The following is a 16,131-nucleotide window of genomic DNA, read 5'->3' as shown; positions in this document are numbered from 1 at the left end:
GCGCATTGGTGGCAGCACATGAGGGGTTGAGATGATCGTTTATGATTTCACCGGCAGGCACGCGGTCGTGGCCGGCGCGGGCGGCGGCATGGGCGAGGCGATCACGCTGGCACTGCTCGATGCCGGCGCTTCCGTCACCGCCATCGACGTCAAGACCCGCCCGGCATCGCTGGCCGCTTATGACGACAGGCTCACCTTCGCCCAGGGCGATTTGACCGACGCCGCCTTCGTCGAACAGGTGATCGGCACGGCCGGTCGCGAACGCGGCGGCATCGACTATCTCGCCAATGTCGCCGGCGTGCTGTGGTTCGGCCGTGACAAGTCGGCGCTCGAAATGGACCTCGACGTCTGGGACCAGGTCTTCAACATCAATCTGAAATCCTTCGTCCACACCGCACGCTCCGTCGTTCCGCACATGCGCTCGGGCGGACGCGGCGGTGCCATGGTGCATTTCTCGACCATCCAGTGGTATCGCGGCGACGCCAACCCGCAGGACGCCTACCAGGCCTCGAAGGCCGGTGTGTGCGCGCTGTCCAAATCGCTGGCCATGCAGCTTGCTGGCGAGCGCATCCGCTCCAACGCCATCTGTCCCGGCATGGCGCTAACCCCGCTGCAGGCGCGCTGGGACACCGAGGAAAAGCGTTCGGCCGTGGCCAGCTACGCGCCGCTCGGCCGCATCGGCACGCCGCAGGACATGGCCAATGCGGCGCTCTTCCTGCTCTCCGACGCCGCGAGCTACATCACCGGCATCGAGCTTGCCGTCGATGGCGGCCTGTTGATGCGCATGTAGCTAGAGCAATTCCAGGAAAAGTGTGAGACGGTTTTCCGTCCGGAATTGCGTCAAAACAAGGATATAGAGCGGCTCGGCGTTTCTGTGAAACGATGAGCCGCTCTAGGTCGCGGCTGGCCAGCAAAGCAGCAATCCGGGGCGATTGAGCGGCCAGCAGGGCTGCGCCAAACCTGTCCAACTGTTAATTCGACTTGGGGTCGTTTCGGTCATATTGGTCGATGGGGGTGAGAGATGCCGCCATGGATCAGCAATTGGAAATGCCCCTGCAGACGACCGTCGCGCCACGCCGTTCGCGTGGCTGGATCCCGTGGCTGATCTTCATTGCCATTGTCGCCGCCACCGGCGCCTATCTCTATCAACGCCCGCATGTCGAGGCCAGGCAACCCGGCGGCAGACGCGGCGCGCCGACGACGATCGGCGCCGCCACCGTCGAAAAGGGCACCATAGACGTCACGCTCAACGCACTCGGCACGGTGACGTCGCTCTCCACCGTCACCGTCAAGTCGCAGGTCACCGGCCCGCTCATCCAGGTCAATTTCAAGGAAGGCCAGGACGTCAAGAAGGGCGACCTGCTGGCTGAGATCGACCCCCGCCCCTTCCAGGCGGCACTCGCCCAGGCCCAGGGCCAGCTGGTGCGCGACCAGGCCATGCTGAAGGATGCTGGGCTCGACCTCGTCCGCGACCAGAAGCTGGTGGCCCAGGGGACGGCGACACCGCAGACCCTCGACGCGCAGGTCGCCCTTGTCGCGCAGGACCAGGGCTCCGTCCAGGTCGACCAGGCGATGATACAGACCGCCACCCTCAATCTCGACTATTGCCGCATCCTCTCTCCCGTCGATGGACGGGCCGGCCTGCGCCAGGTCGATGAGGGCAACTATGTCACCCCAGGCGATGCCAACGGCATCGTCATCATCACTCAAGTCCAGCCGATCAGTGTGCTGTTCACCGTGCCCGAGGATGAACTGCCCGCGATCGCGCAACGCATGCAGCAGGACGCCACGCTGCCCACCACTGCCTTCGACCGCGCCGGAGCCAAGAAGCTCGCCGACGGCCAGCTCGAGACCTTCGACAGCCAGATCGATCCGAGCACAGGCACCATCAAGCTGCGGGCGGGCTTCGCCAATGAAGCGCGCGTCCTCTATCCGAACCAGTTCGTCAACGTCGGGCTTCTCGTCGACGAGCACAAGGACGTGGCGATCGCCCCGATCGCGGCGATCCAGCGCGGCCTGCCCGGCACCTTCGTCTATCTGGTCAATCCCGACAGCACCGTCGCCGTGCGCAAGGTCACGCTCGGCGTCACCAATGGCGAACGCGTCGAGATCCTCGCCGGCCTGAATCCCGGCGACCGCGTCGTCGTCGACGGCGCCGACAAGCTCCGCGACGGCGCCCATATCAACCTTCAGCAGGACGGCCAGGCGCCGGCCCCGGCTCCGGCACAACCACCCTCGCAGGCATCAACGCCCGCGCCGGCAGGGACAGCGCCGCCAACTCAAACGCAGGCACCCGACCAGCCGGTGACGGATGCGCCGAATCCGGACAACGCAGGCAAGCACAAGGGCCACAAGCATCGACATTCGGACTCGGGGCAGGCGGACTCGGGGCAGTCGGAGTCCGGGCAGCAGCAATGAGCCCGTCGCGCGCCTTCATCCTGCGGCCGGTGGCGACATCGCTGTTCATGGTCGCCATCATGCTGTCCGGCCTGCTGGCCTATCGCTATTTGCCGGTCTCGGCCCTGCCCGAGGTCGACTATCCCACCATCCAGGTGCAGACCTTCTATCCCGGCGCCAGCCCTGACGTGATGACGTCCTCGGTCACGGCACCGCTGGAGGTCCAGCTCGGCCAGATCGCCAACCTCAACCAGATGAACTCGGTGAGTTCGGCCGGTTCCTCGGTCATCACGCTGCAGTTCAGCCTGGCGATCTCGCTCGACGTCGCCGAGCAGGAGGTGCAGGCCGCCATCAACGCCGCCGGCAATCTGCTGCCAGCCGACCTGCCGGCACCGCCGATCTACGCCAAGGTCAACCCGGCCGACGCGCCTGTGCTGACGCTTGGCCTGACCTCGGCGACGATGCCGCTGCGCGACGTGCAGCAGCTTGCCGACACCAGGCTGGCGCAGAAGATATCGCAGCTGCCGGGCGTCGGCCTGGTCCGCCTCAGCGGCGGCCAGCGCCCCGCCGTGCGCGTCCAGGCCGATCCGCGCAAGCTCGCCGCCTACGGCCTCAATCTCGACGATCTGCGCACCACTTTGGGCAGCGCCAACGTCAACACGCCGAAGGGCAATTTCGACGGACCGTCGCGCGCCTACACCATCAATGCCAACGACCAGCTGAAGAGCGCCGACGAATACCGCTCGCTGATCGTCGCCTACAAGGACGGCGCGCCGGTGCGGCTGAGCGATGTGGCCGATGTGGTCGACGCCACCGAGAACAACCGGCTGGCCGCCTGGATGAACAGCACGCCGGCGATCATCCTCAACATCCAGCGCCAGCCCGGCGCCAACGTCATCGACGTGGTCGACCGCATCAAGGCGCTGCTGCCGCAGCTCCAGGCCTCGCTGCCCAACGCCGTCGACGTCAAGGTGCTGACCGACCGTACCACGACCATCCGCGCCTCGGTGCGTGACGTCGAATACGAGCTGACGCTGTCGATCATCCTCGTCGTGCTGGTCATTTTCGTCTTCCTGCGCAGCGCGCGTGCGACGCTCATTCCGAGCCTGTCGGTTCCCCTGTCGCTGGTCGGCACGCTTGGTGTCATGTACCTGTTCGGCTTCAGCCTCGACAATCTGTCGCTGATGGCCCTGACCATCGCCACCGGCTTCGTCGTCGATGACGCCATCGTCGTCATCGAGAACGTCGCCCGCTATGTCGAGGAGGGCTCGACACCGCTAGAAGCGGCGCTGAAAGGCTCGCAGCAGATCGGCTTCACCATCATCTCGCTGACCGTTTCGCTGATCGCGGTGCTGATCCCGCTTCTGTTCATGGGCGATGTCGTCGGCCGGCTGTTCCGCGAATTCTCCATCACGCTGGCCACCACCATCCTGATCTCGGCCGTGGTGTCGCTGACGCTGGTGCCCATGGCCTGCGCCAAGCTGCTCAAACCGGTGGCGGCGGTGCGCGAGAACGCCCTGCAGCGGGCCAGCCGCGACTTCTTCGACTGGGTGATCCGCGGCTACGGTCGGGCGCTGACCTGGGTGCTCGACCGGCAGACGCTGATGCTCGTGGTGGCGGCGGCGACCCTGGTGCTGACGGCGGCCCTCTACGTGGTCATCCCCAAGGGGTTTTTCCCCGTGCAGGACACCGGCGTCATCCAGGCCATCACCGAAGCGCCGCAGTCGATCTCCTATGCCGCGATGGCCGATCGCCAGCAGCAGCTGGCCGCCATCATCCTCAAAGACCCCGATGTCGACAGCCTGTCGTCCTTCATCGGCGTCGACGGCACCAACACGACGATGAATGTCGGCCGCATCCTGATCAACCTCAAGCCGCATGAAGAGCGCAGCGCTGATATCACCGCGGTCATCGCGCGCCTGAAGCAGGAAGCCGCGTCGGTGGCGGGCGTAACGCTCTACATGCAGCCGGTTCAGGACTTGACCATCGACGGCCAGGTCAGCCGCACCCAGTATCAATTCGTGCTCCAGGACGCCAATGCCGACGAACTGGGAGAATGGACGCCGAAGCTTCTTGCCAGGCTGAACACACTGCCGCAGCTCGCCGATGTGGCCAGCGACCTGTCGAACAGCGGCCTTGCCGTCTTTGTCGACATCGACCGCGACCAGGCCGCGCGCTTTGGCATCACGCCGGCGACGGTAGACAACGCGCTCTACGATGCTTTCGGCCAGCGCATGGTCTCGACCATCTACACCACGTCAAGCCAGTCCCGCGTCATTCTCGAGGCAGCCCCGTCCGAACAGGATTCGCTCAAGGCCCTCTCTTCCGTCTACCTGCCCTCGTCGACAGGCGGCGCGCCGGTGCCGCTGTCTGTGGTGGCAACCACTCATGTCGCCACCACGCCGCTGCAGATCACCCATATGGGGCAATTCCCCGCCACCACCGTCTCATTCAACCTGGCGCCCGGCGCGTCGCTCGGCGAGGCGGTTACGGCGATCCAGCAGGCCCAAACCGACATCGGCATGCCGCTCAGCATCCTCACCAGTTTCCAGGGCGCGGCGCGCGCCTTCCAGGCGTCGCTCGACAACACGCTGTTCCTGATCCTGGCGGCGGTGGTGACCGTCTACATCGTGCTCGGCGTGCTCTATGAGAGCTTCATCCACCCAATCACCATCCTGTCGACGCTGCCTTCGGCCGGCATCGGCGCGCTGCTGGCGCTGATGATCGCCGGCCAGGACCTGACCATCATCTCGATCATCGGCATCATCCTGTTGATCGGCGTGGTCAAGAAGAACGCCATCATGATGATCGACTTCGCGCTCGACGCGCAGCGCAATGAAGGCAAAGCGCCGCGCGAGGCGATCTACCAGGCCTGCCTGCTGCGCTTCCGACCGATCCTTATGACGACACTGGCAGCGATGCTGGGTGCCTTGCCGCTGATGCTCGGCACCGGCGTCGGCTCGGAACTGCGCCATCCCTTGGGCGTCTCCATCGTTGGCGGCCTGTTGCTTAGCCAGTTGCTGACGCTGTTCACCACGCCGGTGATCTATCTCTGGTTCGACCGCCTCGCCGCCCGCTTCCGAGGCATCGAACCCAATCCTCCCCGCGGACATGGCGCGGACGCCAGGCCATGAACCTGTCGGTTCCTTTCATCCGGCGGCCGGTGGCGACGACGCTGCTGACTTTCGGCCTGCTGGCGGCCGGGCTGGTGGCGTTTCCGCAATTGCCGGTGGCGCCGCTGCCGGCGGTCGACTACCCTGTCATCTCGGTATCGGCCTCGCTTCCTGGTGCCAGCCCCCAAGTGGTTGCAAACACCGTCGCCAGCCCGCTCGAGCGACATCTCGGCGAGATCGCCGACGTCAACGAAATGACCTCGTCGAGCAGTGTCGGCAGCGCGCGCATCACCTTGCAGTTCGGGCTGGACCGCGACATTGACGGCGCCGCGCGTGACGTCCAGGCGGCGATCAACGCCGCCCGCGCCGACCTGCCGTCGAGCCTGCGCTCCAATCCCACCTATCGCAAGGTCAATCCCGCCGACGCCCCGATCCTCATCCTGTCGATGACATCGGACACGCTGTCCAAGGGCCAGCTCTTCGACGCCGCCAGCACCGTGCTGGCGCAGAAACTCTCGCAGGTCGACGGCATCGGCGAGGTGTCGGTCGGCGGTAGCTCGCTGCCAGCGGTGCGCGTCGAGCTCAACCCGCAGGTGCTCTATGATTACGGCATCGGGCTGGAGGATGTGCGCGCAGCCCTTGCCTCGGCCAATGCCCACAGCCCCAAGGGCGCCATCGACGTCGGCGACCAGCGCTACCAGATCTACGCCAACGACCAGGCCAACCAGGCAGATGCCTATCGCTCGCTGATCGTCGCCTACCGCGACGGCGCGCCGGTCAGGCTTTCCGATGTCGGCCAGGTCAATGATTCCGTCGAGAACATCCGCAATGCCGGTCTCGCCAATGGCAAGCCGGGCGTGCTGATCATCCTCAACCGCTCGCCCAACGCCAACATCATCGCGACGGTCGACCGGGTGAAGGCGCTGCTGCCGACGCTGCGCGCCTCGATCTCGCCGGCCATCGATCTGTCGCTGGCGGTCGACCGTTCGACCACCATCCGCGCCTCGCTGAGCGAAGTCGCGCAAACGCTGATGATCGCTATCGGCCTAGTGATCCTCGTCGTCTTCGCCTTCCTGCGCGACGTGCGCTCGGCGCTGGTGCCGATCGTGGCCGTGCCCGTATCCCTGGTCGGCACGCTGGGCGCCATGTACCTGATGGGCTTCAGCATCGACAATCTGTCGCTGATGGCGATGACGGTAGCCACCGGCTTCGTCGTCGACGACGCCATCGTCGTGCTCGAAAACATCGCCCGCCACACCGCTTCCGGCATGGGCCGCATGGAGGCGGCGATCAAGGGCTCCCAGGAGGTCGGCTTCACCGTGCTGTCGATGAGCCTGTCGCTGATCGCCGTTTTCATCCCGATCCTGCTGATGGGCGGCATCGTCGGACGGCTGTTCCGCGAATTCGCCATCACGCTGTCGGCGGCGATCCTGGTCTCGCTCGTCATCTCGCTGACCACCACGCCGATGATGTGCTCGATCCTGCTTCGCCCCGAGGGACAGCGTGACCATGGCCGGCTCTACCGCTTCAGCGAGCGTATCTTCGAGAGCATGCTGAGTGGCTACCGCCGATCGCTATCCTGGGCGCTCGACAATCCGCTGCTGATCATGGCGGTGCTGGCGGCAACGCTCTGCCTCAATGGCTACCTCTATGTCACCATCCCAAAAGGCTTCTTCCCGCAGCAGGACACGGGACGGCTGACGGGCTCGATCCAGGCCGACCAGGCAACCTCCTTCCAGTCGATGTCGCAGAAGCTCACCCAGTTCGCCGGCATCGTCAGCAAGGATCCAGCCGTCGATGCCGCTGTCGCCTTCACCGGCGGCGGCCAGACCAATTCCGGTTCCATGTTCGTGTCGCTGAAGCCGCTGGCCGAGCGCAAGATCTCCGCCGACCAGGTCATCGCCAGGCTGCGGCCCAAACTGGCTGTGGTGCCGGGCGCCACGCTCTTCCTGCAGTCGGTGCAGGACATCCGCGTCGGCGGGCGGCAGTCGAACGCGCAGTACCAGTACACTTTGCAAGGTGACAGTTTCGACGAACTGGCGGAGTGGGCGCCGAAGCTCGCGGCCGCGCTGCAAACGGAACCCAAGCTCACCGACGTCAACTCTGATCAGCAGAACAAGGGCCTGGAAGCCGACGTCACCATCGATCGCGACACCGCAACGCGTCTCGGCATATCAGCCAGCGAGATCGACAACACGCTTGACGACGCCTTCGGCCAGCGCCAGGTGTCCACCATCTATGTCCAACGCAACCAGTACCACGTCATCATGGAGGTGGCGCCGCAATACTGGCAAAACCCCGATGCGTTGAAAAAAGTCTATGTCAGCACATCGGGCGGATCGGTGGGTGGATCGCAGTCGAGCAATGCGGTGGCCGGCACGTTTGCTGTATCAGGCAAGTCCACCAGCGCCCAATCGGTCGCCGCCGACGCAGCACGCAATCAGGCCAACAATTCCATCACCAGCACCGGCAGGACGGCGGCCTCGACCGGTTCGGCGGTCAGCACCGGAGCCGAGACCATGGTGCCGCTGTCGGCTGTTGCGCACTATGGCCTCGGCAGCACGCCGCTGTCGGTCAACCACCAGGGTCTGTTCGTCGCCACCACGCTGTCGTTCAATCTGGCGCCGGGCGTCGCGCTCAGCGAAGGCGTCGCGGCCATCAACGCGGCCGCCGACCGCATCGGCATGCCGGCCACCATCCATGGCAGTTTCCAGGGCACGGCGCGCGTCTTCCAGGACTCGCTGTCCGACCAACCGCTGCTGATCCTTGCCGCGCTGATCGCCGTCTATGTCGTGCTCGGCATTCTCTACGAAAGCTACGCGCACCCGCTAACCATTCTGTCGACCTTGCCATCGGCCGGCGTCGGCGCCTTGCTGGCGCTGACCCTGTTCAACATCGAGTTCTCGATCATGGCACTGATCGGCATCATCCTGTTGATCGGCATCGTCAAGAAGAACGCCATCATGATGATCGACTTCGCGCTGGCCGCGGAGCGCAACGAAGGCAAGCCGGCGCATGACGCCATCTACCAGGCATGCCTGCTGCGCTTCCGCCCGATCATGATGACGACCATGGCGGCCCTGTTCGGCGCCGTGCCGTTGGCGATCGGCCTTGGCGAAGGCGCGGAACTGCGCCAGCCGCTCGGCATCGCCATCGTCGGCGGCCTGATCCTGAGCCAGATCCTGACCCTCTACACCACGCCGGTCATCTACATCTATGTCGACCGCTTCGGTCGTTGGTGCCGGCAATTGCGCTCGCGGGCACGGTACCACTGGCAGCCAGGTCTTCAACCCGGAGAGTGAGGCGGGAATGGGATGGCGGCTCTCTCCGCCGATCACAAACTGTCGACTTTGCGTTCCTTGCCGTCTAACGGACTGGAACGCTCCTATATGGATTGTGCGGGCCACGAACCGCCGGCGATGAGAGGATCATCGCGACGCGACGGGAGCAGATTGGCCCGCGATCGGAAAGCGTTACCCATACCGCTTTTCCCGTTGAAGGGAGGCGCAACCATGCGCAGTTTTACACCGAAGATCATAGCAATCGCATCGCTTCTGGCGGCGGTGCCCTTATCGAGCGCTTACGCGGTGCATCGCCACAGGGTCGAGCCCGGCGGCATGTCCGTCGAGGCACGAGCGGTCCTGGACCAGTTGCAGGGCGTGAAGCAGGGGATTGTCGAGGCAATGGATGCAAAGGCGATCACCCCTGAGCAGGAGCACACTCTGATGATGCAGGCCGACAACATCCATCGCTCGGCCACGGGTGGCGGCGCATACCAAAGCTTGCTCGGCCAGATCGAGAACCTGGATCAGCAACTGCAAAACGATTCGGGCGGTGGCTTCTACATCGGCGACGGCTCCGATGGCGGCTACTACCCGAACGGCTGACGCAGGCCGACAATGACCGCACGGCGCCCCAGACAGATTTCAGGGGCGCCGGTTTTTCTATCCGACCCTCGCGCACACAGGCGGGAGCAAGGCTAAGCCTACTGGACAGAGGCGATGGCGCAGATGGAAGCGGTGTCGCCAAGATCCTGGCAGATGGCGGGGCCACCGAAGCGAGGATCCTCGACCAGCGCTTGTGTTTCGTCGGCGGCTGGCTGTCCGGTGAAGAAAACCGGGACAGGCTGCCCGCCACCATGGCTGGCCGCACTGTAGGCGACGACGCTGGCGGTGTCGGCCGATGGCGCGACACTGCTTGGCTGCACCACCAGATCGGCGCCGACATAGGTCAGGTCGTAATTGGCCGAGGCGGCAAGACTGCCCCTGTTCGATGGCGTAGCTGCCCGGCGCACTTGCCGTGGTCGCATCGGTCGAGAGCGAGCCGGCGAGCGTGTCGCCGCCAACCAGCCCGAGCCCGCCGATCGTGTAGGTGAGCGGCGGATTGGTTGAGCCCTGCGGCCGGCTTTGCGCGTCGGCGACGACGGTAATGGCCCGCTTGCCAATTGTGAAATCGGCGCCGGCATAGGTGATGTCGTAGTTCGCGTTGGCGGCATTGGTGATCGTGCCCTGACCGATCGCATAGGCGCCGACATTCTCACCCGAAGCACGATCAAGCGCGCCGACAAGGGCGGTACCAGTGCCAAGCGCCGATGTCGTGTAGCCAAGCGTCGGATCGGTATTGCCGTAGATCTTGCCCTGACCGACATTGGCGGTCACCGTGACCGCCCGCTTGCCGATGGCGAAATTGGCGCCGACATAGGTGATGTCGTAGTTCGCGTTGGCGGCATTGGTGATCGTGCCTTGCCCGATCGTATAGGTGCCGACGTTCTCGCCTGCGCCACGGTCGAGCGCGCCGACAAGAGCCGTGCCGCTGCCAAGGTCGGAGAAGGTGTAGCCGAGTGATGGATCGGCATCGCCATAGGTCTTGCCCTGGCCGGCATTGGCCGTGACGGTGATCGCCCGTTTGCCGATCGCGAAACCCGCGCTGGCAAAGGTGATGTCATAGTTCGCGTTGTTGGCGTTGGTCAGCGAGCCCAGGCCGATGGCGTAAGTCCCGACATTCTCGCCGGCGGCGCGGTCGAGGCTTCCGACCAACGCCGCGCCCGTGCCGAGATCCGAGTAGGTGTAGCTATAGGATGACGGATCGCCATTGCCGTAGGTCTTGCCTTGGCCGGAATTGGCCGTGACCGTGACCGCCCGCCTGGCAATGGTGAAATCGTTGCTGACGAAGCTGATGTCGTAGTTCGCATTGTTGGCATCGCTCAGCGTGCCCTGACCGATCGCATAGGCGCCGGCATTCTCGCCACCGGCGCGATCCAATGCACCGACAAGAGCGGCGCCCGTGCCAAGACCCGAATAGCTATAGCCATAAGACGACGGATCGGCATTGCCATAGGTCTTGCCTTGCCCGGAGGTCGCGGTGACGGTGACCGCGCGCTTGCCGATGCTGAAGCTCGAGCCGGCGAAACTGATGTCGTAATTCGCATTGTCGGCATTGGTCAGCGAACCCTGGCCAAGGGCATAGCTGCCGACATCTTCGCCCGCAGCGCGGTCGAGCGCGCCGACAAGGGCCGCACCACTGCCGAGGTCGGAGTAGCTATAGACATAGGATGACGGGTCGGCGTTGCCGTAGGTCTTGCCTTGTCCGGAGGTCGCTGTGACGATGACCGCGCGCTTGCCGATGTTGAAGGTCGAGCCGGCAAAGGTGATGTCGTAGTTCGAATTATCGGCATTCGTCAGCGAACCCTGGCCAATGGCGTAGGTGCCGACATCCTCGCCCGAAGCGCGATCGAGTGCGCCGACCAGCGCCGCGCCACTGCCGAGGTCGGTATAGCTGTAGCCAAGGGTCGGATCGGCGTTGCCATAGGTCTTGCCCTGGCCGGAATTGGCCGTGACGGTGACCGCCCGTTTGCCGATCGCGAAATCCGCGCTGGCGAAGGTGATGTCGTAGTTCGCGTTGTCGGCATTGGTCAGCGAACCCTGTCCGATCGCGTAGGTGCCGACATTCTCCCCTGAAGCGCGGTCGAGCGCACCGACAAGAGCAACACCCGCGCCGAGGTCTGAATAGCTGTAGCCATAGGACGATGGATCGGCATCGCCGTAGGTCTTGCCCAGGCCGGAATTGGCCGTGACGGTGACGGCGCGCTTGCCGATGCTGAAATCCTTGCTGACGAAGCTGATGTCGTAGTTCGCATTGTCGGCATTCGTCAGCGTGCCCTGGCCGATGGCGTAGCTGCCGACAGTCTCACCAGAATCGCGGTCGAGCGCCCCGACGAGAGCGACACCCGTGCCGAGATCCGAGTAGGTGTAGCCATAGGACGACGGATCGGCATCGCCGTAAATCTTGCCTAGGCCCGAATTGGCCGTGACGGTGACCGCCCGCTTGCCGATGCTGAAATCGGCGCCGACGAACGTTATGTCGTAATTGGAGTTCGCGACGTCGAGCGTGCCCTGGCCGATGGCATAGGTGTCGGCATTCTCGCCCGCCACGCGGTCGAGATTGCCCGTCAGCGACAAGCCGCCGAGATTGGAAACCGAGTAGGTATAGGCAGCCGGATCGCTGTCGCCATAGACCTTGCCTTGCCCCTGATCGACGGTGACGGTGATGGCCCGTTTGTCGATGGTGAAATTGGCGCCGACATAGGTGATGTCGTAGTTGGTGTTGTTGGCATTGGTCAGTGAGCCCTGGCCGATCGCATAGGCGCCGGTATTCTCGCCAGCGTCGCGGTCGAGCGAGCCCGCCAGGGCGACGCCATTGCCGAGATCCGAAACCGTGTAGGTGTAGGAGGCGGGATCGTCATCGCCATAGGTTTTGTGCTGGCCGGGATCGGCTGTAACCGTGATGGCCCGCTTGGCGACGCTGAGCAGTCCCGTGCTGCTGAAGGCGAAGCCGTAGCCGTTGCGCGTGGTGAGAGTGCCGGCGCCGATGGTGATCGCATAAGGCCCGCCACCGACCTGCTCGTCGGCGGGCAGCGTGGCGGACGACAGCGACGGCGCGCCGGTGAATGTGTTGGCGGCATTGTCGCCGAGATAGACATTGGCGACGCCCGCCTGATAACCGGACACAGAGTAGGCCAGCGCCGGCACCGTGGTGTCGCCATAGGTCTTACTGGTGTTGGTCGAGGTAAAGGTCAGCGTCGGCTGGTAGGCGAAGACATAGCGGTTGCCGCTCGCGCTCACCGTCGCGCCGGCAGCAGTATTCCACACCGCCGTGTTGCCGCTGTTGAGATTGCCGAAAATGTTGCCGGTCGGGTTTGCCGCATAGACCAGCCAGCGCCCGCTGGTCGCGGTGACGGCGTCGCTGCCACGGCTGTTGACGAAGCTGCCCATTGCCGACAGCACCGGATCGGTGCCGCTGACCTTGGCGCCGGCCGCGATCGTCAGGTTGCCTGTTGTTTGAAGCTTGACCTGGCCCGTCGTGGCGGCACCAGTTGTGGTCACGCCGCGCGCGCTGGCGACGGTGCCAACGGCAAGGCCGCCTTGGTCGTACAGGCTGACCGACCCTGCATTGGCCGCGATCGTGCCTATCTGATTGCCGCCATTGTCCAGGGCGAAGTCGCCAGTACCGCCGAGAACAAGTGATGCCGCGACCAGCCCGTGCGTCTGCGTGACCGTGCCGTTCGACGACAGCGCCAGCGTGCCGGCGCCGATCGACACCGCCTGATCGATGGCGAAGGTCGTCGCCGCCGTCTCGATCTGCCAGTTGGCGAAGGACAGGCTGCCGACATAGGTCGAGCCGACCGTCGCAGAAGCCGCGTCTTGCAACGCCGAAAGGGACGTGATCGAGCTGTCCGCTTCGTCGAGGCGCCAGTTGCCGTAGACGTTGAGGTTGGAGACATTGCCGCCCGACAGGCCCGTCCGGAACGTCACGCCGTTTTGCGCGCCCGAGCTGTTGTCCGGATCCGCATCGCGGACGGTGTAGGCCAGCACGCTGTCGTTGATCCGGCCAGTCGGCACGGCGATGTAGTAGTAGCCGTTGACGCCGGTGGTGACCGTGCCGATGTCGACACCGTTCGAGACGCCGGTGACGAAGCCGGGATTCTTCACATAGTAGGGCTGCTTCGTGCCGGAAGAGAGCGGGGTGACACCGCTGTCCTTGTAGGCAATGCCGGAGATGGCCTGGACGCCGTTTGGATAAAAGCTCTTCAGATAAGGATAAAGGCCTCCGGTGCCGCCACCGAAGGCCGCGCTCAGGCTGGTGGCGGTGCCGCTCTGCAACTGCGCCGTGGTGAGGCCGGTGCTGGTGACGCCGGCGGTGCCGTTACCGGATACGCCTGTGGTCGTTCCGGACGTCGTGGTGTCGAAATAGACGTTCGTGACCGTCCCGTACGAGAAGCCGACGCTGCCCCCGATGGAGGTAGAGCCGGTCGTCCCGTTGACTGCCCCGGTGGAATAGCCGTCGCTGACGGCGCCGCTGTTGAATCCGACCAGGCCGCCTACATAAAGACCGCCGAGCACGCTTCCCGAGGCATAGACCTGGCTGACAATGCCGCCGGGGCCATTGTAGCCGACGATACCGCCGACATTGTTTGCGTTGTTGCTGTCGACGGCCACGGTGGAGAATGATCGCGTGACAGTACCGTCGTTCCGGCCGACCAGACCGCCCGAACTGCTGACGCCTTGCAGATAGCCGCTGGCCCAGACGCCGGAGATCGTGCCGTTGTTCCAGCCGGCAATGGCGCCGGTTTCGTAGGAACCGCTGGTATAGCTGTCCACCAGCCCGACATTGCGCACCACGCCGGCCGCGCCGACATAGCCGAACAGACCGACATAATTCGCCGGAATCTGTCTGACCCAGATCTGGTTGATGATATGGCCGAGACCGTCGAAGGTGCCGTTGAAGCCGTTGCCGCCATTCTGGATGTTGGTGTTGCCATCCGTGCCGAGCGCCGTGAAGCCGAGAAGGTTGTTCCAGGAGTAGGTGGAGCTGGCCTCGATGTCGTTGGCGAGTGCGTAGCGGCCGTTCAGGCCGGCGTTGATCTGTTGTAGCTGGTTGACGTCGTAGATCAGCGTATAGCTCTGCCCGTTGATCGACAGCGCCTGCGCCCCTTGCGTGCCCGTGAAAGTGATCTCCGCGCCGAGCGCATAAGAGATCGCGCCGCCGCTGCCGCCATTGTTGGTGACCAATGAAATGCCGCCGACACCGCCGATGGTGGCACCCGCGTTGAAGACGATCGAATGATAGGCGCTGAGCGTCAGCGTGTTGGCGCTCCAGCTGATCGGCGCGGCGATGGTGATGTCGCCGGCCTGCGCGCCGCCGCTGCCGGTGGAGATGGCGACGTTGGCCAGCGCCAGCTGGTTCTGCAGCGTCGTGACATTGATGACGCTGTCATTGGAGCTGGCGGTGAAACCGCCGGTATCGGCACCATTCGAGATGGTGACGTTGTAGGGGTCAAGCAGAAGATCGCCGGTATCGCCAAAGCGGGCGCGCAGGTCGACCGAACCGGTGAAGTCGAGACGCTGCTTGCCGGAGACTTCGGTGAAGCCACCATTACCGCCGTCCTCGCCACCGCGAGCCGATATTTTGCCGGCGAAACTCGTCACTTCGTCCGACCAGACGATTACCGTGCCACCGTCGCCGATACCAGTGGCGTCGGCTTTGATTGTCGTGGCTGCATCGATCTCAGTCGTGGCGGCGGTTTGCAGCGTGCCTTTGCCGTGCTTGTCGCCACCGATCTTGACGATGCCGCCGCCATCCTTGCCCGAGGCGTCGACGACGGCATGTCTGAGCTTCAGCTTCCTGCCGGTCACTGTGACCTTGCCGCCCTTGCCGCCAGCCTTGGCCGAAGCGTCGAGCTTGCCGGAGATCTCGACCGAGCCGTCGCCACCACCCAGCACAATGGCGCCGGACTTGCCGGAGACGCTGCGCGCCTCGACAACGCCCGACATGTTGACCGCCTGGCGTGCTGCATCGCGCACAGCCGCCGCCTTGAGCTCGACTGTCCCGCCATCCGCGCTGATCAGGCCGGAATTGCTGACCAGCGCGTTGCTGCCATCTGCCTTGGTCGGCACGGAAACCTGGAGAAAACCGTCGCCGGAAAGATCGAGCGTCGCCTTTTCGCCCGAACCCAGCCCGACCTTGCCGAGTGGCACGCTGATCGAGCCGGCATTGTCGACGCTGCCGCCGATCAGCGCGGCATATCCGCCACGGCCGATGCTGATCGAGCCTTGATTGGAGACCGCTGACGAAGCACCCTTGCCCTCGAACTCCAGCTTACCAGCCTTGAAGTCTTCGTCGCTGATATCGAGCGAGGAGGCGACGAAGCTCGCGGCACTGACCTTGCCGGTCTTGGAGATGGCGATGCCATTGGGGTTGACGAGAAACACCTGGCCATTGGCGTTGAGCTGGCCTGATATGGTCGATTTGGTGCCGCCGGTGACGCGGTTGAGCATAGTGGCCGACGATGACGGCTGGTCGATGTTGACGGTCGCACCCGCGCCGATCGAAAAGCTCTGCCAGTTGACGATGGCCGAATTGGTCGACTGTTTGATGCTGAGCTGCGAGGACGACGGGTTCGAGATGGTGACGCCGCCGGAGGCAACACTGCCGCCGGTCGGCAGTTCCTGTGCTCGCGCCGAGGTGAAGCCGACAAGCGCGGTCGAGGCCAGCAGCAGCGCCATCAGCGGCGCGCTGGTGCGGTTGAAGCGGTGTGGAGAGAGGGTCTGACGCGGCATGGCTG

The 16,131-nt window shown here is 64.5% G+C and carries 6 protein-coding genes; 5 read left to right on the top strand and 1 reads right to left on the bottom strand.

The features are described from left to right. Positions 1–31 precede the first annotated feature (31 nt). The 5 genes from AC0V7N_RS12875 (at position 32) to AC0V7N_RS12855 (ending at position 9,397) form a co-directional block, all read left to right on the top strand. Positions 32–790: an SDR family NAD(P)-dependent oxidoreductase gene (locus AC0V7N_RS12875; protein ID WP_475457981.1), complete on the top strand. Its 759-nt coding sequence runs from the start codon at positions 32–34 to the stop codon at positions 788–790. A 239-nt stretch (positions 791–1,029) separates the two neighbouring features. After that, positions 1,030–2,418 (top strand): efflux RND transporter periplasmic adaptor subunit, encoded by a 1,389-nt coding sequence (locus AC0V7N_RS12870; RefSeq protein ID WP_475457979.1) that lies wholly within the window; start codon positions 1,030–1,032, stop codon positions 2,416–2,418. After that, positions 2,415–5,531, top strand: coding sequence for an MdtB/MuxB family multidrug efflux RND transporter permease subunit (locus AC0V7N_RS12865; RefSeq protein WP_475457977.1), 3,117 nt, complete (start codon positions 2,415–2,417; stop codon positions 5,529–5,531). The genes AC0V7N_RS12870 and AC0V7N_RS12865 overlap by 4 nt, the downstream gene beginning before the upstream one ends. Next, positions 5,528–8,812: an efflux RND transporter permease subunit gene (locus AC0V7N_RS12860; RefSeq protein ID WP_475457974.1), complete on the top strand. Its 3,285-nt coding sequence runs from the start codon at positions 5,528–5,530 to the stop codon at positions 8,810–8,812. The genes AC0V7N_RS12865 and AC0V7N_RS12860 overlap by 4 nt, the downstream gene beginning before the upstream one ends. Before the next feature lie 210 nt (positions 8,813–9,022). Beyond that, a complete protein-coding gene (locus AC0V7N_RS12855) occupies positions 9,023–9,397 on the top strand; it encodes a hypothetical protein (RefSeq protein ID WP_475457973.1) in 375 nt (124 codons plus the stop codon). Between the two features lie 57 nt (positions 9,398–9,454). Here the strand turns inward: AC0V7N_RS12855 and AC0V7N_RS12850 are convergent, their stop codons facing one another. Next, positions 9,455–16,126 carry an MBG domain-containing protein gene (locus tag AC0V7N_RS12850; RefSeq protein WP_475457970.1) on the bottom strand — a complete coding sequence of 2,224 codons (6,672 nt, stop codon included), beginning with the start codon at positions 16,124–16,126 and terminating at the stop codon, positions 9,455–9,457. Positions 16,127–16,131: the final 5 nt, after the last annotated feature.

This window comes from Mesorhizobium kamtschaticum (genome assembly GCF_056174585.1).
Note: the sequence above shows the minus strand (reverse complement) of the source record. Positions and strands in the feature narration are given on the sequence as shown.